Origin of the sequence: Paraburkholderia sediminicola, from assembly GCF_046026855.1 — a bacterium.
In the GTDB taxonomy this organism is placed as follows: Bacteria; Pseudomonadota; Gammaproteobacteria; order Burkholderiales; family Burkholderiaceae; genus Paraburkholderia; species Paraburkholderia sediminicola_A.
In genome coordinates this window covers 39,016-52,172 of record NZ_JAQQET010000024.1, presented here as the reverse complement: position 1 = coordinate 52,172, position 13,157 = coordinate 39,016, and the positions used below count along the sequence as shown (strand labels likewise).

Sequence of the window (13,157 nt, the reverse complement as noted above, 5' to 3'; positions counted from 1 at the left end):
AAAATCATCTTTTGATGGAGCTTGAACGATGGATGTGCGTTTCCTGGAAACCTTCGTGCTGGTGGCTCGACTCGGGTCGATCGCGGAAGCGGCGCGCCACCTGGGGCTCACACCTGCCTCGGTCGCCCAGCGGCTGGCGGTGCTTGAGGCCGACATCGGGGGCAAGCTGGTGACGCGCTCGGGCCGAACGGTGTGCCCGACCGAGGCGGGCCTGCGTGTGCTCGAGTGCGCTCAATCGGTGATTCGCGAGATCCGAGACTTGCGTTCGGCGGCGTCGCACACGAGCCTGCCCGCCGGCCCCTTGCGGCTGGGCGCCACGCCGACCGCGATGACTGGCATGCTGCCGGCGGTGCTCAAAAAATGGGTGGCGGAGCATCCAGGCATTGCGATTTACATCGAACCCGGGCCAACCACGGTACTGCACGCACGGGTGATGGAGGGCGAACTGGACGCCGCGGTGCTCGTCCAGCCCCCCTTCGAGCTTCCAAAGTCGGCGGCCTGGCATACGCTCAGGCAGGAATACCTCGTGCTCGTCGCGCCCGCCTCCTTGCGCGTGCAAGATCCATTGCACACACTGGCGAGCGAACCCTACATTCGCTATGACCGCAACGTGATCGGCGGAAGGATGGCGGACGACTACCTGCGGCTCAAGAATATCCACCCGCAAGTGCGCTTTGAACTCGACGGCATCGAGAACATCGCGCGACTCGTGGCCGAATCACTGGGAGTGTCCGTTCTGCCCGACTGGCCGATGACGGACATTTCGGCTCAGTCATTGCGCAAGTGGGAGCTGCCGCAGCCGCGGCCGAGTCGTACTGTCGGCGTGCTGTGGCTCAGGGCGCAGGTGCGCGCCGCACTGGTAAGGGAGTTTGTGCGGCTGGCCGGTCAGCCGGAGGCCTGAAGCAGGACAGAAATTGTTGTGTGCGTTTCGGGTTGCGAAAGCCACGCGTGCGGCACTCGCGTCCCGCGTCGGCTAGTGGCTCTTCTGCGCTCGGTTGTTCATACAGCGCGTTATTAGAATTCCAGAAACTTTCAGGGGTTCAGGCAAGCGATCATTGACCGTTGATCCGGGAGTCAGGATGCCTGCGCTGGCCGTGATGAAATCGGGGCAAGGACGCAGGCAAAGGGCTGTCTGCCGCCATTGGCGCCGTCGAGGCGATTTTGATCGTCGCGCCGTCTGTGAGCCGGTCCATGCCGTCGGTGACGACCGTGTTACCGGCCGTAAGGCCCGACGTAATGACCGTGTTCATGCCGTCGCCCGCACCGGGTGTGACCTTACGCGCGGAGACCGTGTTGTTCGCGTTCACAAGGTAAACATAGTCGCCCCGCTCGTCGCTTTGTACGGCCGGGGCCGGCACCAGCACGGCGTGTTGCACCGTGTCTACCAGCAGCTTGATGTTGACGAACTCGTCCGGGTATAACGCCTCGTCGTCGTTGGCGAAACTCGCCCGTAAGTTCACCGTGCCTGTGGAAAAAGCCATCTGGTTGTCGACCGCATATAGGACGCCGGTGGCGATCTGCCTCGTGTTATCGCTGTTGTAAGCGGTGACGGACAGCTTCGCGCCGTTGTTCAGACGTTGCAATACAGGGGCGAGCGATACTTGGGGAACGGGGAACTCCACCGTGGTGGGCCTCATCAGACTTAACCGTGGCCTCATTCTGCTGGACGAGAAACTGCTGGTCGGTGAAGGCCTGCTCTGCGATCGACTTGCGCAAGTTCAACCCGGCATAGCGCGCGAGGTCGGAGCGGGCCTGGGCAAGCCCCGCCTGGTCCCTCACGAGTTGAGCCTCAGCCTGCTGCTTGTTGATCTCATACTGGCTCGGATCGATCTGAGCGAGGAACTGGCCTTTCTGTACGTCCTGACCTTCGCGATAACCGACAGCGGTCAGATAACCGCTCAGTTGCGGCAGCACGGTGACGGTCGAGGTGGGCGTCACCGTGCCTGGTTCGCTGAGGACCACCGGCATCGAGCCGAGCTTCGCGTGCGCCACTGTCACGACTTGCGGCGGCATGCCACGCCTGCCTTTCTTCGCGCTGAGTAGATGCGTGAGCATGAGCGCGATCAGCGCCAGCAGAATCACCGCGGCCATGAATTTTCGAGAAAACATTGAACGCAGCGAGAATTATATGAATAGGTGTACAGATCAATCATCATCGTGATGAAACCAACTTCGACATGCTACCAATCGCTGACCTCAGTTTAATTACCAATATATTCCGAGCCGTTACGAACGCGCGTGGGCCGTCGGCGATGACACGCAGCATCAGTCAATCCGGCTCCATTATTTGTCTCGTGATACGACCCGGATTACTAACTTTGGATCACGAAAGGAAGGGTAAGTCGCTTGTGGCACATTGCCAACGCTTCGCGAAAAACATTGTGAGCTAATGACGACATCCGCCTGGTGCTGGTTAGCCAGCCGGATAGTAAGGGCAACGTCTCGCGCGCACCTAAAGAGGATCCTGATGTTCCAGCCGATCCGAATGCAGCGGACATTGCATTGCGTTATTCAAGCTTATTCCCGGAGAACCTGAAATGAAAAAGTCCCTTGTGACTCTGGCGCTGCTAGTTTCAGCTGTCAAAGTCGCTTACGCTCAAAACAGCATTACCTTGTACGGGATAATCGATGAATCGATCCAGTACACGCATAACGCTACGCCGACCGGCAGCAGTCAGGTGGGCCTCTATTCCGGCAACCTGTCGGGCAGTCGTTGGGGGCTGAAGGGTACAGAGGATCTGGGTAACGGGCTGAAGGCTATCTTCCAGCTGGAAGACGGCTTCAACGTGAACAATGGCAAGATGGGTAGCTACAACGGCACCACTTCGGAATTCGGCCGTCAAGCTTACGTCGGCCTACAGAGCGACCGCTACGGTACGTTTACCGCCGGCCGTCAGTACGATCCTCTCGTGGACCAGGTCCAGGGCATGACCGAAGATAACTACTTCGGCAGCACGTTCGCAACCGCAGGCGACGTAGACAACTATGACAACAGCTCGCGTACCAACAATGCGCTGAAGTATGTGTCGCCGGTGTTCGGCGGTCTGCAAGTCGAAGGTCTTTATGCACTGGGTGGTGTCGCAGGACAAACCGGTTCCGGGCAGACGTGGTCGTTGGCGGCAGCGTACAACAACGGTCCGCTCGCGCTGTCGGCTGGCTACTTCGTCGCAGACAATGCGAGCACCACCGCCGCAACACGGACAGGCTGGTCGTCGACATCGGACGGCACGTTCGACGGTCCAGTCAACTCCGGCTACGACACGGCTAAGTCGATCAACATTGCGCGCGTAGCGGCCCAGTATGTCGCGGGTCCATATACGTTCGGTTTGAGCTACAGCAACTCGCAATATAAGGCTGACGCCCAATCGGCTTTCCTGAATACGGAAAAATATAACTCCGGACAGGCCTTCCTGAATTATCAGGCGACGCCGGCGTTGCTGTTGGGGCTGGGCTACAGCTACACGAGAGCGAGCGGCAACACGAGCGCCACGTATAACCAGATTTCGCTGGGTGCAGACTACAACCTATCGAAGCGCACAGACGTCTACCTGGTCGGGGCATGGCAGCACGCCAGTGGCGATCAGCTGAACAGCGACGGCACCGTCAGCAGCGCAGAGGCTTCTATCGGCTCATATGGTGTAGCAGGGACCAGCGCGCAAGAGATAGTCAGTTTCGGCATCCGTCATAAGTTCTAAAGGGACGCCCGGGTAACTGTCGACGACACACGTTGGCGTCGACGTTATCACCAATCGTCGAGATCCAGTGACATCTGTTTCTAGCTGACCTATCCACTACTCCTGAGTGCCAAACCGCACGACAAGCCCCTTAAGATCCGTGACCGCGACTCGATGTATCTGCGGGTCTCTGTTGCGGGCACACACCGAAGAATTGGGATCAATCATGGTTTCTATCACTCCGGCAGTGCTACGCCGAGGCTTGCCATCAGCCCCCCGTCAACCCTGAACTCCGCTCCCGTGCAAAAACTTGCGCGATCGCTGGCTAGAAAGGCAACGACCTCGGCGACTTCTTCTGGACGCCCGATACGGCCCAGCGGTTGTGCCTTACCCCATTCTCGAAGGATTTCCTCCTCTCGCCCAGGGGCGGCTTTAGCAGCCGAAAAACGTGTCATGGGCGCATCGATGCAGCCTGGGCAGACTGCATTCGCACGTATGCCCGAAGGGCCAAAATCGACTGCGAGAGAACGCGTTAAAGCCAGCATGCCGCCCTTCGAAGTCGCATAGGCGGCGACCCGGGTCTGGTTGGCAAGCGCCTGTACTGAGGCGATACTGATGATCGAACCGCGTTGTAACCTGAGCATGTGTGGTAATGCGTGATGACATGTCAGATACGTTCCTCGAAGATTGACACCGATAACGTGGTCCCACTCGGCGGATCCCATCGACGCAACAGTGCCATAGGGCTGAATCGCCGCGTTATTAACCAGAATGTCGATCGACCCCAGGAATGCTGCGGACTGTTCCATCGCCGTGGCAACCTGGTCCTCGATGCCAACATCGGCGGCGATAGCGACGACATTGAGTCCTTCGGTGCGTAACGTCGCCGCTGCCAGTTCCAGCACTTCGTGGTCCTCGCCCAACAATGCTACGGATCCACCGCGATGCGCAATCAACCGTGCACATGCCAGGCCGATACCGCGCCCGCCACCGGTTACGACCGCGCCCTTCCCTGTTAGCTCACCCATAACGCCTCCGTTTTCCTGCCCGCTACTATCCAGGTAACAGTAGATGGACGGACCATTAACTGTACATCGTCACGGATAAGGGGAGCGACAATAGTCCGTTTGCCGCGCCTTGATCGTCAGCCGGACAGACGAGGCGGGCAGGCACGTGTGCCGACGGCCTCGGGCTGACTGCGATCATGGTGTCGCGGCTCGTCCGGGCGTGCTTCAGGATTTGCACGGTGGCATATCGAAATCGCACGAACCGGCGTACCGGGTAGAGGCAAGTTCGTGGCAAATGGGTCTATCTTTACAGTGCAGTCGACAAGGCTGCCAAGACCGTTGACTTCAGGCCCACACGCTGACTTCGATCACTCACGCCTTACATCCGGAAAGCGAAATTCTGTCCAGCGTTAACCGGACACCTGCGATTCAAGCCTTCTCCTGATCACCTCAATCAACGCGCGTACCTTTGCCGTCGGATAACGGGTAGGCGGAAATACCGCGTGTATGCCCTTGGGCTTGCCGGACCAATCAGGCAGCAGACGGACCAGCCGATGCGCCGCCACGTCTGCCGAGATCGAAAAATCAGTCAGCAATCCGAATCCGCCGCCCGCGAGCGTCGCCGCACGGGCTGCATCAGCCGCATTCACCAGCATCGCGTTTTCGCACCGTACGCTTTGTTTTGCGCCTTTCTCGCGCTGCAGATCCAGCGTCAACGGATGCGGCAAGACCGACAATGCGACATGCGGCATAGCAGCGAGAGCAGCCGGCGTCTTTGGCTTGCCCCACGTGTCAATGAATGCCGGACTCGCGACGACCCATTTGACGAAACCGCCAATTTTCACGGCCCGATAGCCCGAGTCGGCAAGTTGTCCCAGACGGATCGCTACGTCAATGCCTTCCGCGATCAGATCCACATAGTGATCGTTGCAAACCAGTTCGATATCGAGCTCCGGATACGCGCTGCGCATCTCGACGAGCGCCGGCGCCACCACCAACGACCCATAATCAATCGGCGCACTCACGCGCAAGGTGCCTCGCAGCGGCGCCGATTCGCCCGACACGGCCGACAGCGCTTCCTCAGTCGCCTGCAATATCTTGCAACTTGCCTCGTAGAAGGTACGCCCGCTTTCGGTCACGCTGAGCCGCCTCGTCGTTCGGACCAGCAGGCCTGCGCCAATCTCGCGCTCGAGCCGCTGTAGATGCGTGCTGACCATCGTTTTCGTGAGTCCGAGACGCACCGCGGCCGCGGTAAAGGAGCCCGCTTCCACCACCGCAACAAAAATCGCAAGGCGGTTCAGATTGACATCCCGTATATCTGCCATTTTCCGATTGTCCATCTTCGATTGATTATGTTTTCTAGCTTAGCAGTCTTCCGCGCTACGCCACAGGACGGTAGGCTTGCCTCATTCCAGCCGACGGGTGTCGGCTTTCCCCGATTCAGGAGCTTTCAATGTCTGCCGCCAAACCCGCCCAGCCGATCCGCCTTCACACCACCCAGCTTTCGGGGCACGGGCATCGCGTCAAATTGTTCCTGACGTTACTCGATTTGCCATTTGAAGTGATCGAACTGGACATGCGTGCCGGTGACAATCGCCGCCCCGAATACCTGAAGCTCAACCCGTTCGGTCAGGTGCCGACGATCGAAGATGGCGACACGGTGCTGTTCGATTCCAATGCGATCCTTGTTTATCTGGCGAAACGCTATGGCGGCCCGTCATGGCTGCCGGAAGACGCTCCTGGCGCTGCCGCCGTGCAACGATGGCTTTCGCTCGCGGCCGGACAGATCGCTTATGGCCCATGCGCCGCGCGGCTGGTGACGGTATTCGGCGCGCCGCTCAATCTCGACACCGCACAGAAGATTGCCCTCAAGCTGTTCGACGTGCTCGATGCGGAACTTGCCAGCAAACCGTTCGCTGCAGGAGACCGCGTGAGCATTGCCGACATCGCCGCGCATACTTACATCGCCCATGCGCCGGAAGGCGGCGTATCGCTTGAACCGTACCCGAACATCCGGGCATGGCTTCGTCGTGTCGAAGCGCTGCCGCGCTTCATTACGATGCCGGCGACGAAAGCGGGACTGCTCGCCGACTAAGCGAAGACAAAAACGCACGCAGCAACAACCCGAGTCCGCCATGTCTCAACACTCTTCCAGCACGCCGCGAGCCTGGGACGCCGCCGACTCGCCCTTTCACGCCGCCGAACGCATGGCGCAGCGGCATGCAGGCGTGAGCGAGGAGGCGGAGTCTAGCGGTCGTCGAGGCATTCGCCGCTACATGCCGGATCAGCATCGGCAGTTTTTCTCCGAGCAGCCGTTCATGGTATTCGGCGCTCTCGATGCAAACGGCCAGCCGTGGGCCACCCTCCGCGCGGCCGCGCCCGGGTTTGTGTCGTCGCCTGACGCGCGCACATTGCGGATCGACGGCGGTGTTTTACCGGGCGATCCACTGGCCGGCCGCTGGCAGCCCGGTATGATGATCGGCGGTTTGGGTCTGCAAGCGCAGACTCGCCGGCGCAATCGCGTCAACGGTGTCGTGTCGTCGGTAGATGGCGATACGGTGATGCTCGAGGTCATGCAAAGCTTCGGCAACTGCGCAAAGTATATTCAGAGCCGTACGCCGACATTCGTTGCGCGCGGCGAAACCAGCACGCGGACAGCCGTTGAGATAAGGACCGAACTCAGCGACGCGGACCGCGCATTGCTGGCCAACGCGGATACTTTTTTTATCGCCAGCGCGAACGTCAGCGAGGAAGCCGGCCCAGCGCGCGGCGCCGATGTTTCGCATCGCGGCGGCATGCCGGGCTTCGTCCGCATTGATGACGCCACCACGCTGACAACACCTGATTTCAGCGGCAACCGTTTCTTCAACACTTTAGGCAATCTGCTCCACGATCCACGCGCGGGTTTGTTGTTCGTAGACTTTGCGAGCGGCGATCTGCTGTATATCGCCGCCCTCGCCGAGATCATCTGGGACGGCGCGGAACTGGCCGACTTTCCTCTGGCCGAGCGCCTCGTCCGCTTTCGTATTACGGAAGTGCGGCGCGGCCGCAAGGCGTTGCCGTTTCGCTGGTCTGACGTCGCCTATGCGCCGCAGTTTGTGATGCCCGCTTCAGTGGCCGATTCGCTGCCCGATTCGCTGCCCGATTCCCTGTCGGTCTCACCGCTCGATTCCCTGCCCGCCCGACCATTCGAATCGCCATGGAAGAAGCTCAGGATCGTCGCCGTGTACGAAGAAACGCCCATGATCCGTTCGTTCTATTTTGAATCGATGGACGACAGGCCGTTGCCGGCGTACGAGCCCGGCCAGTACTTGCCAATCCGCGTGCCGGTCGACGGGTTGGACAAGCCGCTGACGCGCACCTATACGCTGTCTGAGGCGAGCAACCGGCAGCAATACCGGATCACCGTGAAGCGCGACGGGGTCGGCTCCGCGTGGCTGCACGAGCGCTTCGCCGCCGGCACGCAGGTCGAGGCCATGGCACCGCGAGGCACATTCACTTACGACTCAGCAAGTCCGCGCCCCGCCGTGTTCATTTCGGCAGGCATCGGCATCACGCCGATGATCACGATGCTGCATCACGCAATCGCAGCGCGCGAGTCGCATACGCAGCCCAAGCCGCTGCATTTCTTCCATGGTGCGCGAAGCGACGGCGAACGGCCGTTCAGTGCGCACTTGCGGGAACTTGCGGCGCGCCATCCCACGGTCTCGATGCACCTGTTCGATAGCGCCGCCGATCCGGACATGCACGCGCCTTCCAGCATGTTGGCCGGTCGTGTAAGCGTGGCGGAAATCAAGCGCGCACTGCCTTTCGACGACTACGACTTTTATCTATGTGGTCCCTATTCGTTCATGCGTGAACTGTATGAAGGATTGCGCGGACTTAACGTCGCTGATAACAGAATCCGCTTCGAAACGTTCGGACCGGCGTCCGTCAAACGCTTGCCTGTGAACCCACCGGCGCTTACGCAAGACTCGGCGTCCACAAACGCATCGGAAAACGCTGAGGTCGGCATACCCGTCACGTTCGCGCGATCGCAACGCACCGTTCAATGGCTACCGAAGGACGGCACGCTACTTGAATTCGCGGAGGCTTGTGGCATCGCTGCACAGTCGAGTTGCCGCTCCGGAATGTGCGGCACATGCGCCACGCGCGTGTTGAACGGCCGCGTCGCTTACCAGGAAGCCACCGACGCACCGGTCGAAGCAGGCCACGCGCTCATCTGCATGGGACGACCGTTTGCCAATGAAGCCACAGTGCAGAACGGTCTGTCGCTAGAACTCTGAATGACGGGCCCGACATCCTGGCGCGTAATCCGACACCGTATGCTTCCACACGGATGAGTTCTGTTTCCGACCGGCAAGGTAAAGCCGGCGCCAGGCATTTTCAGACCAAATGCCGGTTTTCCCACATACCGAAAGCTTGCAGCCGATCATCCTGATTACTCACGCATGCGGCGGGAGGTTGCCATGTCGGTATATGTCGATGAAGGATTCAGGCCCTGTGTCACGGAATGCGCGACCGTCGCATTCCGGGTCTGCTTTGACGATCGGGTACAGATTTTCGAGGTCAGCGCCGAGGCACTCATGAGCTATTGCGGCGCGGCGAGCAAACGGCGCCGTGACCTCCTTGTCGCGTTCGAAGACGCGCAATTGGAGATATTGAAGGTGGTGGAGTGCAAATGGCCCTTCAGAGAGACCGAACCCGTGCGGTTGGGGCTCGACGAATTCCGAATGGTCAGACATTAGATATGCCAGAATTGCGTCCATGACCTGGATCGCCGCCCTGCCGATGTACAACGTGACGCCCGCGCTTGCCACCGCGTGGCGCGAGTGGCTGGACGACGTCTTGCGCATGGTGAAGCCGGCGTGTCGCATCGTCGAGCCGGACGAGGAACTGCATGCCTTCTGGCAACGCCCGAACGTACTGCTCTCGCAAACCTGCGGCTTTCCATTGATGCATGGTTTAAACGATCACGTTCAATTGATCGCAACGCCGCGATTCGACGCCCCGGGCTGCGAAGGCGCGGATTATTCGAGCGTACTGGTCACGCGAACGGACGCACCATTCGATTCGCTTGCGGCGTGCCGTGGCGCACGTGCCGCCTACAATCAGGACGATTCGAATAGCGGCATGAACGTGTTTCGCCATGCGGTGGCGCCGCTTGCGCGCGAAGCAGCGTTTTTCAGCGCGGTCCTGCGTACCGGTTCGCATCTCGGATCGTTGCGGGCGGTGGCTGAGAATCGTGCGGACGTCGCCGCAATCGACTGCGTAACGTTCGCTTTTGTCTGCGATGAATTGCCGGAACTGGCGCAAAAGGTTCGCCAGATCGGCGTGACGGCAGCATCGCCAGGTTTGCCCTTGATCGCCTCAAACAACGTGCCGCCCGCGACGATCGAGTCGCTACGCGAGGCACTGAATGAAGCGTACCTTGCACAGCCCGAGCGCGCCAAACGCCTGCGTTTGAAGGGCTTTTCCGCATTGCCACTTACCGACTACGAACGGATCGAGCACCTCGAAAGCGAAGCGCGCGCCTTAGGCTACGCGCGCCTCGCTTAGGCATCGCGGTTACCCTACATCCAGCACCAGAAGTTGCGCCCCATCGGCAACCTGATCGCCGACCGCATACAGCACTTCCGACACCGTGCCTGCCGCAGGTGCGCCGATCGTGTGCTCCATCTTCATCGCTTCCATCACGATCAGCGGCGTGCCCTTCTCCACCACCGTGCCCGGCTCGACCAGCACCGCGATCACCTTGCCCGGCATCGGCGCGGTCAAACGGCCTTCGCCGCCTTCAGCATCCGCGGCATGCGCGAGCAGGTTCTGCCACTCGAACGCCAGCGTCTCGCCAAGGCAGAACACGTGGAACGTATCGCCATCGATGAAAACGCGCCCGGTTACCCGCGCGTCGCCGATCGTCGCGCGGTATTCGTGCTGGCCTGTGCCGTTCGACCACGTGAAGTCCTCGCGCACGCCGTCGTGTTCGAGCGTTTGCGTGGCGCTGTCGCGTGCGAACGTGACGGTGAACGCACTTTCGTTGTCGCTGTTGTCGCCGATATTGCGCCAGCCGAGCGTCTGTGTGTAGCCACTATTCAGGCGCCAGTGCGATAGTGCGTCCCACGGCGACGCACCATGCGCGGTGCCGCCTTCGCGCGTCAGCAACGCGGCGCAGGCGAGCGCCAACGCTTCCTTGAAGGGCTTCTTCACGGCCGCGAACAAGGCATCGTGATGACGTTCGATCAAACCCGTATCGAGATCGCCCGTCGCGAACGGCTCGCTCGTGACGATGCGTTGCAGGAACTCGACGTTGGTGTGCGGGCCGACCACTTCACAGGCACGCAGCGCGCGGTTCAGACGCGCGAGCGCCTCTTCACGCGTCGCACCGTGGACGATCAGCTTGGCGATCATCGGATCGTAGAACGGCGTGATGGTGTCGCCTTCGCGCACGCCGCTGTCGATGCGTACCGACGCTTTGCGGTCCGGCTCACCGATGGAAAATTCGACGCCTTCGGGCATGCGCAAATGCTTGAGCGTGCCGGTGGACGGCAGGAAGCCACGCGCAGGATGCTCGGCGTAGATACGCGCCTCGATCGCATGGCCGTCGATTTTCAGCTGTTGCTGCGTGAGCGGCAGCGGTTCGTCAGCGGCGACGCGCAGTTGCCATTCCACCAGGTCCTGCCTCGTCACCATTTCCGTAACCGGATGCTCGACCTGCAGGCGCGTGTTCATCTCCATGAAGTAGAAGTCGCCCGTGCTGGTCATGATGAACTCGACCGTGCCGGCACCGACGTAATTCACCGCACGCGCGGCGGCCACTGCTGCTTCGCCCATCTCGCGCTTGATTTCCGGGGATAGCCCTGGTGCCGGCGCCTCTTCCAGCACCTTCTGGTGACGCCGCTGCACCGAGCAGTCGCGATCGAACAGGTACACCGCGCCGCCGTGACGGTCCGCGAACACCTGCACTTCCACGTGACGCGGCCGCATCAGATACTTTTCGATCAGCACGCGATCGTTGCCGAAACTGCTGGCCGCTTCGCGTTTGCACGACGCCAACGCCGCCGCGAAGTCTTCAGTACGCTCGACGACGCGCATACCCTTACCACCGCCACCCGAGCTCGCTTTCAGCAAGACCGGATAACCGATCGCATCGGCTTCGCGATGCAGCAACTGCGGATCCTGATCGTCGCCGTGATAACCCGGCACGAGCGGCACAGCGGCTGCATGCATCAGGGCCTTCGCGGCCGCCTTCGAGCCCATCGCGGCGATCGCTTCGACCGGCGGTCCGATGAATACGATGCCGGCCGCTTCGCAGGCATGCGCGAAGTCTTCGTTTTCCGACAGGAAGCCGTAGCCCGGATGCACGGCCTGTGCGCCGGTTGCGCGTGCGGCTTCGATGATGCGCTCGACGCGCAGGTAGCTTTCCGCTGCGGTCGATCCGCCGATATGCACCGCCTCGTCGCAGGCGGCCACATGTTTCGCGTTGGCGTCCGCATCGGAATACACGGCCACGCTCGCGATGCCGAGCCGCTTGCAGGTCGCAGCGACGCGGCACGCAATCTCGCCGCGGTTGGCAATCAGGATCTTGTTGAACATGAGGTGTCTCGTTCCGTTCTCGGGCTGTTGTTCTGGTGAAGGCCGGCCTGCGCCTCGGAATAGGTACCTTCGCGGCGCTTCAACTGCGCCAGGACGGCGTGCGTTTTTCGAGGAACGACGCGACGCCTTCACGGCCTTCCGCACCGGCTCGCGTGCGCGCGATGCGCGCTGCCGTATCCTCGATCATGGCCTCGTTCAACTCGTGCCCGGCGATGTCCTGCACGAGTTGCTTGCAGGCACGCACCGCTTGCGGACCGTTTGCGCAAAGCGTTTCAGCAATCTGCTGCACGGTAGCATCGAGTTGCTCCATGCCCACCGCTTCGCTCACGAGGCCCAGGCGGAACGCCGTCGCGCAATCGAACTGCTCGGCGCTCGTGAAGTAGCGGCGCGACGCCTGCTCGCCCAACGCACGGATCACGTACGGCGCAATGGTCGCCGGTATCAGACCGAGACGCGCTTCCGAAAGGCAAAAACGCGCGCTCTCCACCGCGACGACGATATCGCACGCCGAGATCAAACCCATGCCGCCCGCGTAGGCGTCGCCGCTTACACGCGCGATCACCGGCTTGTTGCAGCGATAGATCGACGACAGCATGTTCGCCAGCAGCATCGCGTCGGCACGGTTCTCGGCGTCCGAGTAACCGGCCATCTTCTTCATCCAGTTCAGATCAGCGCCCGCACAGAACGCTTTGCCGTTCGCGGCAAGCACGACCGCGCGCACGTCATCACGCGCGTTCAGTGCCGTGAAGGCCGAGGTCACCTCGGCGATCATCGTTTCGTTGAACGCGTTGCGCACGTCCGGCCGATTCAGCGTGACCGTGGCAATCTGACCAGAAAACGCGAGATTCAGTGTTTCGTATTGCATCGTTGCAGCTCCTGCGCG

12 protein-coding genes are annotated in these 13,157 nt (G+C 60.9%); 6 read left to right on the top strand and 6 right to left on the bottom strand.

Going from position 1 to position 13,157, the window contains the following annotated elements; genetic code table 11:
* The first annotated feature begins 28 nt into the window (after positions 1-28).
* On the top strand, positions 29-901 hold the full coding sequence (locus PQR40_RS24880) for a LysR family transcriptional regulator (protein ID WP_408226639.1): 873 nt from the start codon (positions 29-31) through the stop codon (positions 899-901).
* Positions 902-1,052: 151 nt separating this feature from the next.
* Here the strand turns inward: PQR40_RS24880 and PQR40_RS24875 are convergent, their stop codons facing one another.
* Complete coding sequence (locus PQR40_RS24875) at positions 1,053-1,637, bottom strand: efflux RND transporter periplasmic adaptor subunit (protein ID WP_408510032.1); 585 nt, start codon at positions 1,635-1,637, stop codon at positions 1,053-1,055.
* The gene (locus tag PQR40_RS24870) at positions 1,528-2,091 is read right to left on the bottom strand and encodes a biotin/lipoyl-binding protein (RefSeq protein WP_408389853.1); all 564 of its coding nucleotides are present in this window, start codon (positions 2,089-2,091) and stop codon (positions 1,528-1,530) included. The genes PQR40_RS24875 and PQR40_RS24870 overlap by 110 nt, the downstream gene beginning before the upstream one ends.
* Positions 2,092-2,537: 446 nt before the next feature.
* Here PQR40_RS24870 and PQR40_RS24865 point away from each other — a divergent pair, with 446 nt between their 5' ends.
* Positions 2,538-3,695 (top strand): porin, encoded by a 1,158-nt coding sequence (locus PQR40_RS24865; RefSeq protein WP_408226630.1) that lies wholly within the window; start codon positions 2,538-2,540, stop codon positions 3,693-3,695.
* Positions 3,696-3,910: 215 nt separating this feature from the next.
* Here PQR40_RS24865 and PQR40_RS24860 read toward each other — a convergent pair whose 3' ends face one another.
* Together PQR40_RS24860 and PQR40_RS24855 are read right to left on the bottom strand one after the other, a co-directional pair.
* Positions 3,911-4,702, bottom strand: a complete 792-nt coding sequence (locus PQR40_RS24860) for an SDR family NAD(P)-dependent oxidoreductase (RefSeq protein ID WP_408510031.1) — start codon at positions 4,700-4,702, stop codon at positions 3,911-3,913.
* A 389-nt stretch (positions 4,703-5,091) separates the two neighbouring features.
* Positions 5,092-6,006 (bottom strand): LysR family transcriptional regulator, encoded by a 915-nt coding sequence (locus PQR40_RS24855; protein ID WP_408226624.1) that lies wholly within the window; start codon positions 6,004-6,006, stop codon positions 5,092-5,094.
* A 128-nt stretch (positions 6,007-6,134) separates the two neighbouring features.
* Between PQR40_RS24855 and PQR40_RS24850 the strand changes: the two genes are divergently transcribed.
* The 4 genes from PQR40_RS24850 to PQR40_RS24835 all read left to right on the top strand — a co-directional run bounded on the left by PQR40_RS24850 (position 6,135) and on the right by PQR40_RS24835 (position 10,240).
* Complete coding sequence (locus PQR40_RS24850; RefSeq protein WP_408226621.1) at positions 6,135-6,776, top strand: glutathione S-transferase family protein; 642 nt, start codon at positions 6,135-6,137, stop codon at positions 6,774-6,776.
* Between the two features lie 40 nt (positions 6,777-6,816).
* On the top strand, positions 6,817-8,967 hold the full coding sequence (locus PQR40_RS24845) for a pyridoxamine 5'-phosphate oxidase family protein (protein ID WP_408510030.1): 2,151 nt from the start codon (positions 6,817-6,819) through the stop codon (positions 8,965-8,967).
* A 183-nt stretch (positions 8,968-9,150) separates the two neighbouring features.
* Positions 9,151-9,429 (top strand): hypothetical protein, encoded by a 279-nt coding sequence (locus tag PQR40_RS24840; protein WP_408226615.1) that lies wholly within the window; start codon positions 9,151-9,153, stop codon positions 9,427-9,429.
* 19 nt (positions 9,430-9,448) lie between these two features.
* Entirely contained in the window at positions 9,449-10,240 is a 792-nt protein-coding gene (locus PQR40_RS24835) for a phosphate/phosphite/phosphonate ABC transporter substrate-binding protein (RefSeq protein ID WP_408389843.1), read from the top strand.
* A 9-nt stretch (positions 10,241-10,249) separates the two neighbouring features.
* On the opposite strand, the gene PQR40_RS24830 is transcribed toward PQR40_RS24835, so the two are convergent.
* Entirely contained in the window at positions 10,250-12,274 is a 2,025-nt protein-coding gene (locus PQR40_RS24830; RefSeq protein ID WP_408510029.1) for an acetyl/propionyl/methylcrotonyl-CoA carboxylase subunit alpha, read from the bottom strand.
* A 79-nt stretch (positions 12,275-12,353) separates the two neighbouring features.
* Complete coding sequence (locus tag PQR40_RS24825; RefSeq protein ID WP_408337609.1) at positions 12,354-13,139, bottom strand: enoyl-CoA hydratase/isomerase family protein; 786 nt, start codon at positions 13,137-13,139, stop codon at positions 12,354-12,356.
* Between the last annotated feature and the right edge of the window lie 18 nt (positions 13,140-13,157).

Coding starts and splice junctions, on each gene's coding strand:
- PQR40_RS24880 (WP_408226639.1), top strand. CDS start 29: ATGGATGTGCGTTTCCTGGAAACCTTCGTGCTGGTGGCTCGACTCGGG.
- PQR40_RS24875 (WP_408510032.1), bottom strand. CDS start 1,637: ATGAGGCCCACCACGGTGGAGTTCCCCGTTCCCCAAGTATCGCTCGCC.
- PQR40_RS24870 (WP_408389853.1), bottom strand. CDS start 2,091: ATGGCCGCGGTGATTCTGCTGGCGCTGATCGCGCTCATGCTCACGCAT.
- PQR40_RS24865 (WP_408226630.1), top strand. CDS start 2,538: ATGAAAAAGTCCCTTGTGACTCTGGCGCTGCTAGTTTCAGCTGTCAAA.
- PQR40_RS24860 (WP_408510031.1), bottom strand. CDS start 4,702: ATGGGTGAGCTAACAGGGAAGGGCGCGGTCGTAACCGGTGGCGGGCGC.
- PQR40_RS24855 (WP_408226624.1), bottom strand. CDS start 6,006: ATGGCAGATATACGGGATGTCAATCTGAACCGCCTTGCGATTTTTGTT.
- PQR40_RS24850 (WP_408226621.1), top strand. CDS start 6,135: ATGTCTGCCGCCAAACCCGCCCAGCCGATCCGCCTTCACACCACCCAG.
- PQR40_RS24845 (WP_408510030.1), top strand. CDS start 6,817: ATGTCTCAACACTCTTCCAGCACGCCGCGAGCCTGGGACGCCGCCGAC.
- PQR40_RS24840 (WP_408226615.1), top strand. CDS start 9,151: ATGTCGGTATATGTCGATGAAGGATTCAGGCCCTGTGTCACGGAATGC.
- PQR40_RS24835 (WP_408389843.1), top strand. CDS start 9,449: ATGACCTGGATCGCCGCCCTGCCGATGTACAACGTGACGCCCGCGCTT.
- PQR40_RS24830 (WP_408510029.1), bottom strand. CDS start 12,274: ATGTTCAACAAGATCCTGATTGCCAACCGCGGCGAGATTGCGTGCCGC.
- PQR40_RS24825 (WP_408337609.1), bottom strand. CDS start 13,139: ATGCAATACGAAACACTGAATCTCGCGTTTTCTGGTCAGATTGCCACG.